The 17477-nt window shown below is 51.5% G+C and carries 16 protein-coding genes; all 16 read left to right on the plus strand.

The annotated features are described in order from the left end of the window. Positions 1-32 precede the first annotated feature (32 nt). The 16 genes from DFQ00_RS15655 (at position 33) to cntE (DFQ00_RS15730) (ending at position 17347) form a co-directional block, all read left to right on the plus strand. Positions 33-965 carry an ABC transporter permease gene (locus tag DFQ00_RS15655; protein ID WP_110897419.1) on the plus strand — a complete coding sequence of 311 codons (933 nt, stop codon included), beginning with the start codon at positions 33-35 and terminating at the stop codon, positions 963-965. 72 nt (positions 966-1037) lie between these two features. Then, a complete protein-coding gene (locus DFQ00_RS15660; protein ID WP_110897420.1) occupies positions 1038-1961 on the plus strand; it encodes an ABC transporter permease in 924 nt (307 codons plus the stop codon). Between the two features lie 27 nt (positions 1962-1988). After that, positions 1989-2537, plus strand: coding sequence for an NADPH-dependent FMN reductase (gene ssuE / locus DFQ00_RS15665; protein WP_110897421.1), 549 nt, complete (start codon positions 1989-1991; stop codon positions 2535-2537). Positions 2538-2714: 177 nt separating this feature from the next. Further along, positions 2715-3587: a LysR family transcriptional regulator gene (locus DFQ00_RS15670; RefSeq protein ID WP_110897422.1), complete on the plus strand. Its 873-nt coding sequence runs from the start codon at positions 2715-2717 to the stop codon at positions 3585-3587. 67 nt (positions 3588-3654) lie between these two features. After that, the gene (locus DFQ00_RS15675; RefSeq protein ID WP_110897423.1) at positions 3655-4728 is read left to right on the plus strand and encodes an LLM class flavin-dependent oxidoreductase; all 1074 of its coding nucleotides are present in this window, start codon (positions 3655-3657) and stop codon (positions 4726-4728) included. A 26-nt stretch (positions 4729-4754) separates the two neighbouring features. Continuing rightward, the gene (locus DFQ00_RS15680) at positions 4755-5957 is read left to right on the plus strand and encodes an amidohydrolase (RefSeq protein ID WP_110897424.1); all 1203 of its coding nucleotides are present in this window, start codon (positions 4755-4757) and stop codon (positions 5955-5957) included. Positions 5958-6293: 336 nt separating this feature from the next. Then, positions 6294-7160 (plus strand): histidine racemase CntK family protein, encoded by an 867-nt coding sequence (locus DFQ00_RS15685; protein ID WP_110897425.1) that lies wholly within the window; start codon positions 6294-6296, stop codon positions 7158-7160. A gap of 104 nt (positions 7161-7264) precedes the next feature. After that, positions 7265-8062, plus strand: a complete 798-nt coding sequence (locus tag DFQ00_RS15690) for a methyltransferase domain-containing protein (RefSeq protein ID WP_174812157.1) — start codon at positions 7265-7267, stop codon at positions 8060-8062. A 103-nt stretch (positions 8063-8165) separates the two neighbouring features. Next, complete coding sequence (locus DFQ00_RS15695; RefSeq protein ID WP_110897426.1) at positions 8166-9467, plus strand: opine metallophore biosynthesis dehydrogenase; 1302 nt, start codon at positions 8166-8168, stop codon at positions 9465-9467. A gap of 214 nt (positions 9468-9681) precedes the next feature. Further along, positions 9682-11316 carry a staphylopine-dependent metal ABC transporter substrate-binding lipoprotein gene (gene cntA / locus DFQ00_RS15700; protein ID WP_244213860.1) on the plus strand — a complete coding sequence of 545 codons (1635 nt, stop codon included), beginning with the start codon at positions 9682-9684 and terminating at the stop codon, positions 11314-11316. A gap of 13 nt (positions 11317-11329) precedes the next feature. Next, the gene (opp1B, locus tag DFQ00_RS15705; RefSeq protein WP_110897427.1) at positions 11330-12262 is read left to right on the plus strand and encodes a nickel/cobalt ABC transporter permease; all 933 of its coding nucleotides are present in this window, start codon (positions 11330-11332) and stop codon (positions 12260-12262) included. 4 nt (positions 12263-12266) lie between these two features. After that, positions 12267-13163 (plus strand): staphylopine uptake ABC transporter permease subunit CntC, encoded by an 897-nt coding sequence (gene cntC, locus DFQ00_RS15710; RefSeq protein WP_110897428.1) that lies wholly within the window; start codon positions 12267-12269, stop codon positions 13161-13163. Continuing rightward, on the plus strand, positions 13144-13953 hold the full coding sequence (gene cntD / locus DFQ00_RS15715; protein WP_110897429.1) for a staphylopine uptake ABC transporter ATP-binding protein CntD: 810 nt from the start codon (positions 13144-13146) through the stop codon (positions 13951-13953). Before cntC ends, cntD begins: the two co-directional genes overlap by 20 nt. After that, positions 13954-14778: an ABC transporter ATP-binding protein gene (locus tag DFQ00_RS15720; protein WP_110897430.1), complete on the plus strand. Its 825-nt coding sequence runs from the start codon at positions 13954-13956 to the stop codon at positions 14776-14778. Between the two features lie 59 nt (positions 14779-14837). Next, positions 14838-16028, plus strand: a complete 1191-nt coding sequence (cntE, locus tag DFQ00_RS15725) for a staphylopine family metallophore export MFS transporter CntE (protein WP_110897431.1) — start codon at positions 14838-14840, stop codon at positions 16026-16028. 92 nt (positions 16029-16120) lie between these two features. After that, positions 16121-17347 carry a staphylopine family metallophore export MFS transporter CntE gene (cntE, locus tag DFQ00_RS15730; RefSeq protein WP_244213861.1) on the plus strand — a complete coding sequence of 409 codons (1227 nt, stop codon included), beginning with the start codon at positions 16121-16123 and terminating at the stop codon, positions 17345-17347. The last annotated feature ends 130 nt before the right edge of the window (positions 17348-17477 follow it).

Raw genomic sequence — 17477 nt, forward strand, 5'->3', positions numbered from 1 at the left:
ACATTCTGATCTCAGAAAGGAGACATCCCGGTATGATTCAACTTGTCTTGTCACGGCTGGCAACGTCACTGCTCGTTATATGTGGAGCCTCGGTGCTGGTGTACTGCATCATGTATCTTCTGCCGGGTGATCCGGTGCTGCTGATGCTGGACCCGTCCACGGCTACCCCGGAGATGATTGCAAACCTCCGGGCACAGCTTGGACTGGACCAACCGTTTTATGTGCAGTTTGCAAACTATTTTGGCCATATGCTGCGTGGTGATTTTGGTCAATCCATGGTGAACTCCGATCCGGTGCTGCCCAAAATTCTGGAGCATTTCCCGGCAACCCTGGCTTTAACCGCACTAAGCTCGCTGATTGCCATCACGATCGGCATTACACTTGGGGTTCTGTCGGCTGTGCATCGGAATGGTTTCATTGATTTTGTAGCCCGGCTCGTTGGTTTGTTTGGCATATCCATGCCTACCTTCTGGACCGGCATTCTGCTCATTCTGCTGTTTTCTGTGCAGCTCGGCTGGTTTCCGGCGATGGGCTCGGACGGTTTCAGCTCATTAGTGCTTCCGGCAGCCACGCTCGGACTGGTTGGCGCAGGGTTCATTGTACGCATGGTGCGCAACAGCATGCTTGAAGTGATCCATGAGCCATTTATCGTTGCGCTGCGAGCCAAGGGATTATCCGAACGTGTCATTATGTATGGTCATGCACTGCGTAATGCGCTCATCCCCGCAGTCACGGTCATTGGCATGCTGATCGGGGATTTGCTGGCAGGCACTGTGGTGGTGGAGACGGTATTTTCCAGACAAGGGATCGGACGTATTATTGCCGATGCATTGATGGCGAAGGATTTGCCGGTCGTGCAGGGGGTTGTGTTTTTTACATCCATCATCTATGTCGTGCTGAATGTGCTGGTTGATATTTCATATTCATACATTGATCCCAGAGTTCGGCGGGCTGTTCGTACATGAGGCTTATTATCATATTATCAGACACATCAGGAACTGCGCATCAGGCGCAAGCAGAAGGAGGCGTTAATCGTTATGAGCATGAAACCTTTAGCCGGTGACAAAAAGGCATGGGCAGGCAGCACCTGGAAAGCCCGTATGTGGAGATGGAGCCGTCTGTCCTGGCGACATCGTGTTTCCTCTGTAGTATCGCGGCTGTTTCTGTATATGGCGCTGCTAATCGTCATTTTTACGGTGGTCTGTGCCATTGTGCCGGGCTGGATTGCTCCATATGATCCGACGCAGATGATGACGGATGCTATATTACAGCCCCCTTCTGCTGCGCACCTGTTTGGTACGGATTATTTCGGAAGAGATATTTTCAGTTTGGTTGTGCATGGTAGTAGAGATTCCCTGCTGATTGGCTTTGCCTCCGTGCTTGTGGGCGGTATCGTGGGCAGTATGCTTGGCATTCTTGCGGGATACGTGGGCGGCATCGTGGATACCGTAACGATGCGTGCTGTAGATATTCTCATGGCTGTGCCTGGTGTTCTGCTGGCGCTGTCTGTTGCTGCTGCACTTGGCCCAGGTCTTATGAATATTGCGCTGGCTGTGGCAACTGCCTCAATCCCAGGATATGCCCGGGTGATGCGTGGTCAGGTTATGTCAGTGAAGAATCTGCCCTTTATTACCGCAACACGTTCGTTGGGCGGTTCCAATGCCCGCATTTTCTGGAAGCATGTCCTGCCGCACTCCTTGTCTCCGCTGCTCGTCATGGCAACGCTGGGGGTGGGCACATCCATATTGACCGGCTCGGGACTCAGTTTTCTCGGACTCGGCGTATTGAAGGAAATCCCCGATTGGGGTGCGTTGCTTTCTCAAGGTAGAGGATATTTGACAGTAGCATGGTGGATCTGCACCTTCCCTGGGCTTGCGATAACGCTGTTTGTACTTGCTGTGAATCTGATTGGCGACGATATTCGCGATAGGCTCGACCCGAAGGTTAAAGGAGCGGCTTGACCGTTATTTGATAAGGAGGAGATCAGGATGTCACATGTTGTTATTATCGCGGGGGCCCCATCCAAGCGCTCACGTTTGACAGGACTTACAGATTACAGTACCCGGACACTAAGCAAGGCAGGTATCTCCGTTGAGGTGATTCAGGTTGCCGATCTACCCGCTGAAGATCTGGTGAAGGCGAGGTTTGACAGCCCCGCCGTTCAGGATGCCCTTTCTATTGTAGAGGCAGCGGATGCAGTTATTGTGGCCACACCTGTGTATAAGGCTTCCTATTCAGGCGTGCTCAAGCTGTTTCTCGATCTGCTTCCGCAGGAAGGCTTGCGGGGCAAGGTTGCTCTTCCGCTTGTCATCGGCGGTTCGATTGCCCATTTACTCGCCATGGATTACGCATTAAAGCCTGTGCTTGCTGCACTCGGTGGACGCCATATTCTTGGCGGGGTCTATGCAGTGGATCAGGCTATTGAACGGAGTGAAGCGGGAGCTTTTACACTTGCGGCGGATATTACATCCCGGCTGGACCGGGCTCTTGAAGAGCTGATATTGACATTGGATAAGCACGGTATTACGATACATTAAAACCGAGTAATTTTATAGGATAAATAAAATAAATGTTTGTCTTATCGTCAGCGATGTCTTGTTCTGTGACTGAAACACGGGTTGAACTGCATTCTTTCCCTTAATACCTGAACGCAGAGGACATTTCGCTCAACCCATTGACAACAAACGTCTGCGGACGTGGATACGGAGGCGCCCATGAATATCGAGAATATTGAAGCGTTTGTATATATCAATCATTATGGCAGCTTCAATAAGGCCGCTGAAGTACTCTTCTTGTCCCAGCCTTCGGTTACGGCACGCATCCAGTCACTGGAAAGGGAGCTGGGTTGCAAGCTGTTTGACCGGCTAGGCAAGCAGATTGTGCTGACAGATGAGGGCCGTAAATTTTTACCGTACGGGCAGCAGGTGCTGCAAGTGCTGCAGAAGGGCAGACAGAAGATTCAACAGCGAAGAACAACACCAGAAGCCTTACGTCTTGGCAGCACAGTGTCGGTGTCCAATTATGTAATTCCTGATTTTCTGCCCCGGATCAAGGAAGCGTATCCCGAGGTGAATATCAAGCTGACAACCGCAACAACGGATCAACTGATTGCCAAGCTGCTGGGTCAGGAGATTGATCTGGCGTTTGTGCGCAAGGTGATGCATCCGGCGATCCGTACCGTTGCCTTTTATGAAGATCCCATCCAGCTGTATGTCTATAAAGGCCATCCCTTCATTGAGCGAGGACATGTTAGTATGGAGGCTCTCCGTGAACAGCAGCTTGTTTTCTTTGAATGTGGATCACTGGACTGGCTTCGGATTCATCGCGCGTTTGATTCTCTGGAGCATCCACCAGACATTACGTACCATGTCGATAACTCGGAAACGGCGAAGAAGCTGGTGATGCAGGGGGCAGGCATTGCTTTCCTTCCGGGGCTCACGGTCAAGAAGGAGGTACAGCGTCAGGAGCTTTTCCCCATCCAGGTCCATGAGGTGGCGGGGGTATCCCTGCAGATCAGTGTTGTGACCTTGAAGGAGGAATATTCGCCATTTGCCGAGCCCTTTGGGGAGCTGCTGCGGCAGCTGTAACTGTAGCTGTAGCTGTAGCTGGAGTGGATTGATTAAGCAGGTTGCTGCATATGAAGGAGGAAGCAATATGAGTATTCGTGTCGGCATTTTGGATCAGACCCCGATCTATGAGGGGGAAACGCCGGTGGATGCTTTTCGGCATACGATTGAGCTGGCCCGGCGGGCAGAGCAGCTCGGTTTCTATCGGTTCTGGGTATCGGAGCATCATGATGGACAGCATGTGGCAGGTTCATCCCCGGAGGTGCTTATTTCGCATTTATTGGCACACACCGAGCGCATTCGACTGGGGTCAGGAGGTGTGATGTTACAGCATTACAGCCCGTACAAGGTCGCTGAGAATTTCAACGTACTGGCAGCGCTGGGACCGGGACGAATTGATCTGGGTATCGGCCGTGCGCCCGGAGGGCTGCCACGTTCAACACAGGCATTGCAGCAGGGCATTCAGGAGTCAGCATCACTACAGGAAAAAATCGTTCAAGTGAAGCGATATATTCATAACGAGCCGCTTGCCGATGCAACGCATCCACTCGCAGGTCTTAGCGCTTCCCCTGTATCCGCGAATCCGGCTGAGCTGTACGTGCTTGGTGCCAGTGTGGACAGTGCTAACATGGCCGCTGAGCTGGGGCTGCCTTACGTTTTTTCGTTATTCATTAACAGCAATACGGAGATTGCTCTGGAGGCGGTGCGTGTATATCGCGAGCGCTTTGATCGCTCCCGTGGACTGGAGCCTTACGCTGCGCTGGCTATTTCTCTAATCGTTGCCGAAAGCGAGGAAGAAGCAGAAGAACTGGCGAGTGAGCATAAGCTGGTGAAGATTCATCTGGAGAGCGGCAAGGTGCTGACGGTTGGTTCAGTGGAGCAGGCTGAAGAATTCGGAAGGCAGTCGAATGAAGCCTACCGTGTTGAAATGCTCGAACCAAGTGTGATTCGCGGTACCAAAGCCACAGCAGGTCAGGCTCTGCTGGAGCTGCAACAGGAATTTGCAATCGAAGAGATGATTGTGACAACAGCGACGCGCGATTTCTCCAAGCGCATTCGTTCCTTTGAATTGCTGCATGAGCTGCTGGCGGAGCAAGGGAATTATCATTTTGTACTAGGAAGCGAAAATGAGCAAGAGAAGGCTGAAGCGGCCATCGGATAAGCTGAGAGCTGAAAGGAGGGCACGAGATGAGAAGTGAGCTGGAGCAGTCTGAACACAAGCTTGAGCAGCTAGAGGCACAGCATGCAGAGCCAGATGAGACTTTTGCGCAAGATCTGACCGCGATTCGGCGGTATCTGCATCGTCACCCGGAGCTGTCAGGTGAGGAAAAGGCAACGACCGCAGCCATTCGTGATTGGCTGGAGAAGGAAGGGGTTCGGCTTGCCGATGAGTACACATTGCGCACCGGGCTTATCGCAGAAGTAGGACAGACGGAAGGGCCTGTCGTTGCACTGCGGGCGGACATCGACGCTTTGCCGATTCAGGAGCAGACCGGGCTTGAGTTTGCTTCACAGATCGAGGGGCGTATGCATGCCTGTGGACATGATGCCCACACGGCCATTCTCATTGGAGCGGCGCGATTGCTGAAACAGCGTGAAGCCAGTCTGCCGGGGCGAGTTCGCTTCATCTTCCAGCCTTCGGAGGAGAAGGCAACAGGAGCGCGGCAGGTCATTCAGAGCGGGGCACTCAGTGATGTGCAGGCTATATTTGGTTTGCATAACAAACCGGATCTGCGAGTTGGCACGGTAGGCATTCGTGAGGGCGCTCTGATGGCCGCGGCAGACGGTTTCGTTGTTAAAGTCGAAGGTGTGGGTACCCATGCGGCAGTGCCTGAGGCAGGTATTGATCCCATTGTGGTCGCTGCACACATCGTCACCGCGCTACAGGCTATTGTCAGTCGCAATGTGAGCGCACAGGAGAGTGCTGTAATCAGCGTGACCAAAATTCACAGCGGCACGGCCTGGAACGTCATCCCGGAGGAAGCGGTGCTCGATGGCACAGTGCGAACCTTTGACGAGAAGGTACGGGCGCTGATCCGTGAACGCTTCAATCAGGTTGTATCCGGTGTGGCGGCTGCCTATGGCACCCGTGCAACCGTTCGCTGGATTCAGGGACCACCCGCCGTGGTCAATGATGAGTCACTCGCATTGGAGGCTGTGCAGATTACACAGCGGCTTGGCTTGCATAGCGTCAGACCGCTTCCGTCTCCGGCAGGGGAGGACTTTTCTTTTTATCAAAAAGAAGTGCCCGGTCTGTTCCTCTTCCTCGGTACATCTGGTCCGCATGAATGGCATCACCCAAGCTTTGATGTTCAGGAACAGGCGCTGCCACTAGGCGCGCAGTTGCTGGCAGCACTGGCTGAGCAGGCTCTCCATCGTTTGCAGGGTTAGAATTGCTGTTCAGAATGCAAGGATATTCGAGTTTTTATTGGAACGGATACAGCTGTATCTGACCAATCCTTCTCTCCGTACCATCCGCTCCAGAGCTGGCGCCATGCGTCAGCTCTATTTCTGTTTGCTTATCCAACAATGCAGCCAATTGTGCACATTAACGATATTTTACAGATCAGCAGAACTTGTGATTTACATGGAAAAATTTGTTGACGACCCCTAATTCATATGCTATATTCTTCTTTGTTTAATCGTAAATATTACTATTAAGGAGCGAGGGAATAAGCAACCGGAGCACTTCAATTCGATATCATAAGAACAGGAGTAGCCGCTGCGATGAAACATGAGATTGATTTTATCAAATGTAGTCCGACGCAAAACATGACTATTCTGGTCAAAACGAATCATGCTGCTGAGCATTACAGCGACATTGCCTCGAGCCTGATGTCTTATGATCATGTCTATGCTGAGCAGGTCGGATTCATTGAGCAGCCGCGCAGACAGGAAGCCGCCGCCCGTCTGGAGATGGCTGGAGGAGAATTCTGCGGTAATGCATGTATGGCACTGGCTGCCCATGTTGCCTATGAGAAGGGGCTGGAGCAGCAGAGTTCCATGAACGTCAAGCTGGATGTTTCAGGCACAGAGAGCCTGATTCACTGTCATGTGAAGAAGCGGGAGAACCAGTATGATTGCCGGGTTACGATGCCTGTTCCCGAGCAGATTGAGCGCAAGGTGATTACGTTTGAAGGCTTGGAGCTGGAGTTGGTCGTGGTTCGCTACGCGGAATTTATTCATATTGTGATCGAAGTTCAGGATTTCGATGACACGATGAGGCGGCGGGCGCAGCATCTGGCGAGGCTGCTTGGTCTTACGATGGGGGACAAAATGATTGGTATTCTGTTATACCGTCCTGCTACGGAAGAGATGGCTCCGCTGATCTATGTTCCGCAACTGGACAGTCTGATCTGGGAGAGAGGCTGCGGGTCAGGCACAGCATCGGTAGGCGCTTATCTGGCCTGGCTTGCACAGGGTGAGGTTACGCAGCTGATCCGGCAGCCTGGGGGCACAATCAAGGTGACTGCCCAGTGGCACGAAACCGGCAGGAAGGCGATAACGATTGAGGGCAATGTCAGAATCGTAGCTCACGGCACAGCCTTTATTGATGTGCCGCTGGAGCGGAGCCAACGCCAGACCAGTATTTGAACGAAGTTCCACATGTATCGGAATCAAGCATTCGATGTATCGGAGTGAAGCCTTTTATATGGCAGTACGGTGTGATGATAACGGGGTGCAGGAGGAGGAGACCATTGATTACGTTAATCCATTTCGAGACCAGACTTACTGCATTTGCAACACAGTTTAGCGATCTTGCGGTCAGGTATGACCAGACGCTGGAGCACAGCTCCGAGCTGGAGGCAGTTATTAATGATTATTCCCGTTTTGTGACTGATGCGGATCACCGGGTCGCTTGGGATATGTTAAGACCATCAGAGCTGGAGGAGCTTGAACCGCTTATCCAGAAACTTAGAGATCAATCAGCCCGGTGTGTAGCGATTATGGAGAAGTATCGGGCATTGAAGCTACAGGATGGAGAAGTGCAGATCGCGGATTATTTTAGAAATATCGAAGAATGCATTGACAAAGAGTTTGGCAGCTTTCAGGTGACGCCTGACTCGAAGGTGCTGCTCGTCGGCTCCGGTTCATTTCCGATGACACCTCTGCTGATTGCAAGGCGAACGGGTGCACAGGTAGTCGGCATTGACATTGATGCAGAAGCAATTACGCTTGGACGCAAGGTTGTCGGGACGCTTGGAGCCGGGCTGAACATTCGTCTGGAACAGCGGTTGCTGGAGGATCTGGCGTATACCCGCGAAGCCACTCATATTATTTTCAGCTCAACGGTAGCGAATAAATATGATCTGCTCGATCAATTATACGCCTTGACGAATGAGCAGGTGGTTGTGGCGATGCGCTATGGCAATCAGCTCAAATCGTTGTTCAACTACCCGATGAGGGAGACGGATAACCGCAAATGGAGGCTAGCAGACAACATTTTGCGGCCACATGATGTGTTCGATATCGCGTTATATCAGAAGAGCGTGTAAAAGGCAGGCTCGATGATTGATCATTTCCGAATCAAGACTCGTCAGACTCGACTATGTACACTTTGGAGTTTGTTGATTATGGAAAGGGAGGTAGGGAAGAGCGATGAGCGGCGTTCAACGAGTTCTGTTATGCGGCACCGGTCCTGCATCCATTCAGCTGGCTGTGATGTTTAAAAATCACCTGGATTGTTATGTTGGTCTGGCGGGCAGGGAATCCGTGCGGTCAGCAGCCTTCTATACAGCATTGGAAGTGCACCGGCAGCAGCTTCAAGTGACAATACAAAATGAAAAGCATCGTGCCTTGGCGGGAGAGTGCATTGTGGATCAGGTGTTCCGGGGGTACGACACCATTGCAGGCGAGTGGCATACGCTGATTTTGGCTGTCACAACCGATGCTTATATCGATGTGCTACAGCGAATGGATGATACCTTCATACAACAGCTGAAATACGTCATTTTAGTTTCACCGACCTTTGGCTCCAGTCTGCTGGTAAACCAGTATTTGCAGGAGCGGAGGGCGGAGCCAGAGATCATCAGCTTCTCCACGTATCTGGGGGATACCCGCTGGAGGCATGAGCATCCGTCGAATCAGGTGATCACTACAGGGGTCAAAAGGAAGGTATACATTGGCTCAACAGTGCCCGATTCAGCATATGTACATCAATTAAGCGAGTTATTCGAGCGTCTCCATATCTCACTTGGTGTGATGTCCTCACCACTGGAGGCGGAAACGCGAAATATTTCGTTATATGTGCACCCACCGTTGTTTATGAATTCTTTTTCGCTGGAAGCTATCTTCGGTCAGCAGGGCGTGCCTAAATATGTTTACAAGCTTTATCCCGAGGGCCCGATTACACCTGCGTTAATTCGCAACATGCGGGCACATTGGCAGGAAATTACGCAGATTACGGACAGACTCCATGTTCCGGGAATCAATCTGCTGCAGTTTATGACGGATGACAATTATCCGGTTCGATTAGAGAGTTTATCACGCGATGATATCGAGAAATTTGATCAATTGCAGGCGATTCATCAGGAGTTTTTATTATACATACGTTACGCCTCGTTGTTGATTGATCCATTCTCGGAGCCGGATGCTGCCGGAACCTATTTTGACTTCTCGGCTGTGCCATTTCGCCATATCTTCACGAATCGTGAGGGCGAGCTCGACGTTCCAAGAATGCCGAAGGAGGATTATTACCGCATCAAGATCATTCAGGGCATTGCAAGACATGTGCAGGTCAGCTGCCCTACGATTGACCATTTTATCGCCACATATGAAGCAAAGCTGCAGGAAACGGCCCGTGCACACCCGGATCAGCGTTTATCGACAGCGTTTGTAATCCAGTCATTTCAACAGGATATCCGTATGATCTACAGTGCTTTAACTGACAGCAAGGATTGATTTGATATAAAAAATGCAAGTTGAATTTCGTTTTACACCGAAACGGAGAGGGCAGAAAAAACCTGAAGAAACGAAGTGCGCGCATGTATCCCCGGATTTACCCTTGGCAATAGCTTCCTGAAATCTGGGGATAACGGCGATCGGAAGGTTGTTCTGACCACGAAGCGGTGTGGTGTAAATTTTGAATGTAACTTGCTCATCAGGGGGAAATGTTGTGAGAAAAAGTAGTGCTTTTACACGTATCGTTTCATTGGTTGCCGTTATTGCGATCATCTCGGGCTGTGCCCAGACTGCTACGGAGGAGAAGGCCCCGGCAGCTCCGGCAGCAGCTGCAGTCAGCCAGACGAGTAATGAAATCATCTACGCCTCTGCCAAAGATATCAATGATATGAATCCACATCTCTACCCAGGCTCCATGCCTGCGCAAGGAATGGTTTACGAGTCGCTGGTGGAGAACACCAAGGACGGCATCAAGCCGCTACTGGCTGAGTCATGGGATATCTCGGAGGATGGCAAAACCTATACCTTTCATCTGCGAAAAAATGTGAAGTTCCATGACGGCGAGCCATTTAACGCCGAGGCGGTCAAACAAAATATAGAAGCCGTTCAGGCCAATGCCGAGAAGCATTCCTGGATCAAGCTTTCCACCAAGATCAAGGATATCAAGGTATTAGATGAATATACGCTGCAACTGGTGTTATCGGATACCTACTATCCGACACTGGTGGAATTGTCCATGACCAGACCATATGTGTTCATCTCGCCTAAGGATTTCAAAGATGGTGGCACCAAAGACGGAGTGAACGGATTCCATGGAACAGGACCGTACAAGCTGACCGGGCATAAGGTTGAGGAGAACGCTACGTTTGAGGCCAATGAGGACTATTGGGGCGGGGCGCCTTCAATCAAAAAAATTACGGCCAAAGTGCTTCCGGCTGGCGAAACGACTTATTTGGCACTGCAAAAGGGTGAGATCAACTTTGTTTTCACCGATGACCGCGGAGCAGACAGCATTGATGTAACAGCGATGGACCAGCTTGCCGAGTCCGGCAAATATCAGGTGGTGCGAAGTGATGCGATGAACACAGCCATGATTGTAGCCAACAGCAGCAAGCTGGATAGTCCGGTGCATGATAAGGCAGTGCGCGAGGCGTTATGGACGGGCATTGATCGCGAGACGATCAGCAAGGATATTTTTAACGGCACACAAACGGTAGCAGATGCTCTCTTCTCATCCAATGTGAACTATGCCGATGTGGACCTGAAGATCAGAGCGTATGACCCGGAAGCCGCGAAACAGCTGCTGGAGCAGGACGGCTGGAAGCTGGCTGAAGGCAAGGCGGTACGGGAGAAAGAGGGCAAGCCACTGGCGATGAAGCTGTATTATGACAGCAACTCCTCCTCGCAAAAAACGCAGGCAGAGCTGATCCAGTATGAGATGAAGGAAATCGGCATGCAGCTGGACCTGGTAGGGGAGGAGTCTTCTTCCATCGCCAATAGAAGAGCGACCGGGGAATATGATCTGTTGTTTAATCAGACCTGGGGACTGGCCTACGATCCACAGAGCACCATTGCTGCGTTTACATCAGATTCCTCGTACAAGCATACAACGAGTGGTATTGCGGAAGCAGATGAGCTGTACCGAAAAATCGACGAGGTGATGAGCTCAACGGATGAGCAAGCCAGAAAGGCACTGTATGCCGATATTCTGAGAATTGTGCATGATGAAGCCGTCTTTATTCCGCTCACCCATGGGCGTGTGACGATTGTTGCTCCGAAAAATCTGCAGGACATCAGCTTTAAGCAGACACAGTATGAGCTACCTTTTGAAAAGATGAAATTCGAGTAGAGGGGAGAGGGCCATGGGAAGCTACATCGCGAGACGGTTGCTGTTAACCATCCCAATGCTGATCATCATTTCCTTGATTACCTTTCTGCTGATCAACCTGTCTCCTCTTGACCCGGCTGTGGTGGTGCTGCAGGCACAGGATGTGCCGCAGATTACCGATGAGCTGATTGCTCAAACGAACGAAGCACTGGGCTTTAACCAGCCCTTCCTCGTTCGATATCTGAACTGGATGAAGGCTGTGGTGCAGTTTGATTTTGGACATTCGTATGTATCTGGCGAGTCGGTGTGGTCTTTGATCGGGCCGGCTTTGCTGAATACGTTAAAGCTGACCTTGGTATCCTCTGTTTTTATCATTCTGTTCTCTGTACTGCTTGGTGTTATTAGTGCATTGAAAGAAGGGAAACTGCTGGATCGCTCTGTTCGAGGGGTTTCCTTTTTCCTGACAGCGATGCCTTCCTACTGGCTTGCGGCGCTCCTGATCTGGTATTTTTCCGTGAAGCTGGATCTGCTGCCAACCAGCGGCATGGACTCCTATCGCAGCTATATTCTGCCTGTGCTGGTGATCACGTTGAGTTATACGGGCATTTATTTCCGATCTGTTCGCAGCGCGATGCTGAGCAATATGAACGAAGATTATGTGCTCTATGCTCGTGCAAGCGGTCTGAGTGAGAGGAAGGTCATGATGCATATCTTGCGGAACTCCCTGCAGGTGGCGGTGTCGATCTTCTGCATGGCGATCCCGATTATACTGGGCAGCACGGTGGTCATCGAAAATGTATTTGCATGGCCCGGCCTCGGCCGGTTAAGTGTAAAAGCAATCCTGAGCCGGGATTTCCCGATCATTCAGGCGTATGTGCTTATTTTGGCGGTAACGTTTGTATTGTTCAACATGTTCTCCGATATGATCAATGCCGCGCTGAATCCTCGTTTGAGAAAGGAATTCTGATGCGATGCGACTGTTCAAAAATCTGAGCCGTGACAAGCTCGCTGTAACCTCGCTTGCCATTATCGTTTTGACTCTTGCTCTAGGTGTATTTGCCCCACTTGTTGCTCCTCATGATCCTGGCGTGGTTAATATGAAGCTTCGCTATGCCTCGCCATCCTGGTCGTATCTGTTAGGTAATGATCATCTGGGCCGATGTGTGTTATCCAGGCTGATCTATGGCATTCGTCCGAGTGTGCTGTGGGTGCTGGCTGCGCTAGGAATTTCGGTGCTGGTGGGCGCAGTTGCCGGCTTTGCCGCGGGTTACTTCAAGGGCAAGGTGGATGCGTGGCTGATGCGAATCTGTGACATTATGCTATCGTTTCCCGGGTACGTTATGACACTCGCGGTTGTAGGTATTTTGGGGGCAGGGCTGGAAAATATTCTGATCGCGTTTGTATGTATGAAATGGGCCTGGTTTGCGCGTGTCATTCGTACATCCGTGATGCAATTCTCGGAGATGGAGTACGTGAAATTCGCCAAAGCCTCAGGCATCTCCAATCTGCGGATTATTACAAGGCATATCGTTCCGGTGACTTTTGCAGATATCGCGGTCATCTCCAGCAGTGCCATGTGTTCGATGATGCTGCAGGTATCGGGGCTGTCGTTTCTGGGACTGGGCATTCAGGCTCCCCACGCCGAATGGGGCATGATGCTGAATGAAGCAAGGGAAGTCATGTTCTCCCGACCTGAATTGATGCTGGCGCCGGGACTGGCCATCGTTGTAGTTGTATCGGCTTTTAATTTTTGGTCGGATGCACTTCAGATGGCACTTGATCCGAAATTAATGACTTCACAGGGGAAGTCGGACCCGTCTCATGGAAGAGAGGTGAGAAAGGCTGTCTATGAATATAGTCGAGGTTAAACATCTCAAGGTGTGGGATACGCGGACAGAGCGCACGATTATCCATGATAGCTCATTTGAAGTCCGGCAGGGAAGCTGCCTTGCCATTGTCGGGGAAAGCGGCAGCGGCAAGTCGGTCACTTGCCGGGCACTGATGCGCTTGAACAAGCCTAATATGCGTCAGTCGGGAATGATGCTCTTTCAGGGCGAAGACCTTCAGCTGCTCCCGGAACAGGAGATGCGGCGCCGAAGAGGCAGGCATCTCTCTATGATTATGCAGCATGGCATGAGCGCATTTGATCCATCCTGTGTGCTCGGAGTCCACATCCGTGAAACCTTGCAGACACACTATAACTGGAACACTCGTGAGTTGGAGCGCAAAATGGTTCAAGCGATGGAACGGGTGATGCTCAAAAACCCGATGCACATTCTGAACCAATACCCGCATCAGCTGTCTGGAGGCATGCTGCAGCGCATGATGATTGCCCTCGCCCTTGTGCTGGAGCCGGAGCTGATCATTGCGGATGAACCAACGACGGCGCTGGACACGATCTCCCAATATGAGGTGCTGGAGCAATTGATACAGCTGCGGGAACGCATAGGCTGCTCTATGATTTTTATCTCGCATGATCTTGGCGTGGTTCGGAAAATTGCGGATGATGTGATGGTGATGAAGGACGGCAGCGTTGTCGAGCAGGGCAGCATGCAGTCTGTATTGCAGGAGCCGGCACATGCGTACACCCGTTATCTTGTTTCTACCCGGCAGGAGCTAAGCGACCATTTCAAAGCCATCATGCAGGAGGGATCGTAAATGCTGACGGTAGAGCAGGTTGACAAATCATACGTACAAGGCGGCATGTTCTCGAAGCAGCGGCAGCAGGTGTTGAAAAAGGTGACGCTGGAATGCCGGCAAGGTGAATGCCTGGGCATTATCGGGGAGAGTGGCAGCGGCAAATCGACGCTGGGTCGTCTCATGCTCGGACTGGAAAGGCCGGATCGGGGAACCATTCGATTCGAGGGCAAGGACGTGATGGACCGCCGGGCTCGGATAGGCCGAATCAGTGCCGTTTTTCAAAACTATACGTCTTCCATGAATCCGTTTCTCACGGTGCAGGATGCCATCATGGAGCCGATGAAGGCACAACAGAAGACGGGGCTGGTGGGACAGCAGAAGTTGGTGAAAGAGCGACACAAGCTGGAGCAAGGAAATCACGAATCCGCACAACGTCCGCAGATGACGGCAACGGCGAAAGTAGATATGCTGCTTGCCCAGGTGGGGCTGGACCCTTCGTATCGGCTCAAGTATGCTCATGAGCTGTCAGGCGGGGAGGCACAGCGAGTCTGCATTGCAAGAGCCATCTCGACGGAGCCGAAGTGCATTGTGCTGGATGAAGCGGTCAGCTCGCTGGACGTGTCGGTTCAGATCCAGGTGCTGCAATTGCTGAAATCGCTGAAGAGCCTCTACAAGATGAGCTATGTCTTTATTACGCATGACATTCAGGCGGCAGCCTATATCTGCGACAGGCTTGTTTTTTTCAGAGAGGGACGGGTGGAGGAGACGATTGCGGTTGAACAGCTGAAGCATGTCCAGTCTGACTATGCACGAAAATTATTAAAGCATCTAATCTCGCTATAGCCGTGCAAGATAACTTGGACGCGGAAATGACTGTGTTGCGTGGAGGGGGAGTAATTGTTGTGAATGGCGCGATGTCCTGGCCTTTTTTGCGTTTGTACATTCTGGTGCTTCTGTACTTCAGTGCGAATGCCATTCTGAATGTCATTATTCCGCTACAGGGGGCATTTCTCGGTGCAAACAGTACGACCATTGGTGTCATTATGGGTGCGTATATGTTCACCACGATGTTTTTCAGACCTTGGGCGGGCAAAATGATTCAGAAGCACGGGCCGATTAAAATTTTGCGGATTATTCTGATCATTAACGGGTTGGCCTTGATTTTATATACATTTACGGGACTTGGCGGTTATCTGGTTGCACGTATGATGCAAGGGGTATCAACGGCCTTTTTTTCCATGGCGCTGCAGATGGGGATCATTGATGCACTGCCGGAGAAGGACCGCTCGCAGGGCATTTCGTATTATTCGTTATTTAGTTATATTCCCGGTATTGTGGGCCCGGTGCTGGCACTGGCTCTGTGGCAGACGGGAGGCATGGACTATTTTACAGTGGTGCTGATCGGGATTGCTGTCTGTACGGGCATATTCGGGTACACGGCCAAGATGGAAAAAAACAAGGAGCAGCTACAGCCGGAAGATACATCTGCGCAGCAACTGGGCATGTGGCAATCCTTCGCACAACTGGTGAGAAACCCGCTGTTATTTCGCTCCAGTCTGCTGATGCTGAGCGCTTCGGTTGTTTTTGGCGCGATCACTACATTCATCCCGCTATATGCGGGGCAGATCAAGGGTGGCAATGCGGGCGTATATCTTATGCTACAGGCGGGCACGGTGGTGCTGGCACGAATTGTCCTTCGCAAACGCATCCCTTCGGATGGTCGGTGGCACTCGCCGTTTATGATGGCCACGATGCTGCTGCTTGCGGTTGCAGCGCAGTGCGTCAGCTTCTCGGTGACGGGAGGCATGATCTTTTTCTATGTTGGTGCTGTTCTGATGGGCATTGCCCAGGCCATTCTGTACCCGACGTTAACCACGTATCTGTCCTTTGTTCTGCCTAAGCTGAACCGGAACGTATTGATGGGTTTGTTTATCGCAACAGCGGATCTGGGCATCTCTCTGGGTGGTGTGATCATGGGACCAATCGCGGATATCTCCTCCTATTCATTTATGTACATGATCTGTGCTATTCTAGGAGCGGTGATGATGTTTTTTGCCTATGAACGGCGGACCACGCCTGCTGTGAATTCCTGAGCTGACTGCCCGAGTGCAGGGATGTGATCGAGGAGTCAGGACTACAGGTATGCAGATAGCAGGTAAGTGATAGAGAAGGCAGGTATGCAATATTGAAGGTTTTGGTAACAACGACAACCAGTAGCAAACTAAATCCGGTATCCTTTTCGTTTATCGGATTTTATATACTGGCTTTTTTATTTTTTGCTGCGAATGCGGCGCTGACGATTATTTTGCCCTTGCGAAGTGAGGCAGCCGGGTTTAATCAGGCCGAAATCGGTCTGATGATGGGCAGCTACATGTTTACCTGCATGCTGCTGCGGCCGTTTGCGGCTCAGCTGCTGGGCAAGCACGGACCGCTTCGCGTGATGCGGTGGCTGCTGATTTTGCATGCCGGCACACTGCTGCTGTTTATCGTGTCCGATGCGGACATGTACCTATGGCTGCGTGCGCTGCAAGGAGTAGCGACAGCGTTTTTCTCGATGACGATGCAGGCGGGCATTGTGGAGAGGCTGGAGGACAAGGACCGGGCACAAGGGCTGTCGATGTACACCCTGTTTACGATGGTGCCTTCGCTGATCATTCCGATTCTGGCCGTGCAGATCTGGCAAAATGCCAGTGAACTGGCGTTTACGCTGCTGCTGATGGGCCTTGCTATACTGCCCTTGCTGATGGGATACAAGGTGGATTTACCGCAGAGCACGGTGCAGAACAAAACGTATACGCTGGGGGATATGCTGCGTTCATTCAGCGGCATCTGGCGCAGTACACCGCTGCTTGTCAGCAGTGTGGTCATGCTGTTTGCCTCCTGTGTATTCGGCGCGACAGCGACCTTTCTCCCGCTTTATATGGTATCGACAGGTGCAGCGAGTGCGGGCCTTTTTCTGACGATTCAGGGTCTCGTTGTGATCCTGTGCCGTTTTCTTTTGCGTAAAAAAATTCCGTCGGACGGCAGCTGGAATACATGGCTTATGGCAGGTCTGATGCTCAGCGCTGCGCTGGGAACGCTGCTGCTTAGTCTTATGGGCAGTATCGGGCCGGTGGTGTACGTGGCTGCGGTATTTAGCGGTTTTGCACTGGCGCTGCTGTATCCGACCTTGACGACGTATCTGTCCTTTGTGTTGCCTGCCGATTCGAGGTATGTACTCATGGGCATTTTCATGTCCTCCTATGATCTTGGCTTCTCCTTGGGCGGGCTGGCGATGGGCGTTGTGGTGCAGATCAGCTCGTATTCGGTCATGTTTCATGTCTGTACGCTGCTCTCTGTTGCAGCCTTGATTGTGATTATACTTGGCAGACAACAGATGCAGGGCAGGCCGGGCACAAGTCCAATTCAGTAGAGATGAGCTGGGCAGGAGAGGGGAGTGCACTGGAGAAGTGGAATGAACACGCTGAACATATCCATCAAAAAAATGAATATGAAATAGCTGGAACAGGCTTATGATGAATCTCTGCGAAAGCATACGGTGT

Source organism: Paenibacillus barcinonensis (genome assembly GCF_003217495.1).
Lineage (GTDB): Bacteria > Bacillota > Bacilli > Paenibacillales > Paenibacillaceae > Paenibacillus > Paenibacillus barcinonensis.

Coding starts and splice junctions, on each gene's coding strand:
- DFQ00_RS15655 (WP_110897419.1), top strand. CDS start 33: ATGATTCAACTTGTCTTGTCACGGCTGGCAACGTCACTGCTCGTTATA.
- DFQ00_RS15660 (WP_110897420.1), top strand. CDS start 1,038: ATGAGCATGAAACCTTTAGCCGGTGACAAAAAGGCATGGGCAGGCAGC.
- ssuE (WP_110897421.1), top strand. CDS start 1,989: ATGTCACATGTTGTTATTATCGCGGGGGCCCCATCCAAGCGCTCACGT.
- DFQ00_RS15670 (WP_110897422.1), top strand. CDS start 2,715: ATGAATATCGAGAATATTGAAGCGTTTGTATATATCAATCATTATGGC.
- DFQ00_RS15675 (WP_110897423.1), top strand. CDS start 3,655: ATGAGTATTCGTGTCGGCATTTTGGATCAGACCCCGATCTATGAGGGG.
- DFQ00_RS15680 (WP_110897424.1), top strand. CDS start 4,755: ATGAGAAGTGAGCTGGAGCAGTCTGAACACAAGCTTGAGCAGCTAGAG.
- DFQ00_RS15685 (WP_110897425.1), top strand. CDS start 6,294: ATGAAACATGAGATTGATTTTATCAAATGTAGTCCGACGCAAAACATG.
- DFQ00_RS15695 (WP_110897426.1), top strand. CDS start 8,166: ATGAGCGGCGTTCAACGAGTTCTGTTATGCGGCACCGGTCCTGCATCC.
- opp1B (WP_110897427.1), top strand. CDS start 11,330: ATGGGAAGCTACATCGCGAGACGGTTGCTGTTAACCATCCCAATGCTG.
- cntC (WP_110897428.1), top strand. CDS start 12,267: ATGCGACTGTTCAAAAATCTGAGCCGTGACAAGCTCGCTGTAACCTCG.
- cntD (WP_110897429.1), top strand. CDS start 13,144: ATGAATATAGTCGAGGTTAAACATCTCAAGGTGTGGGATACGCGGACA.
- DFQ00_RS15720 (WP_110897430.1), top strand. CDS start 13,954: ATGCTGACGGTAGAGCAGGTTGACAAATCATACGTACAAGGCGGCATG.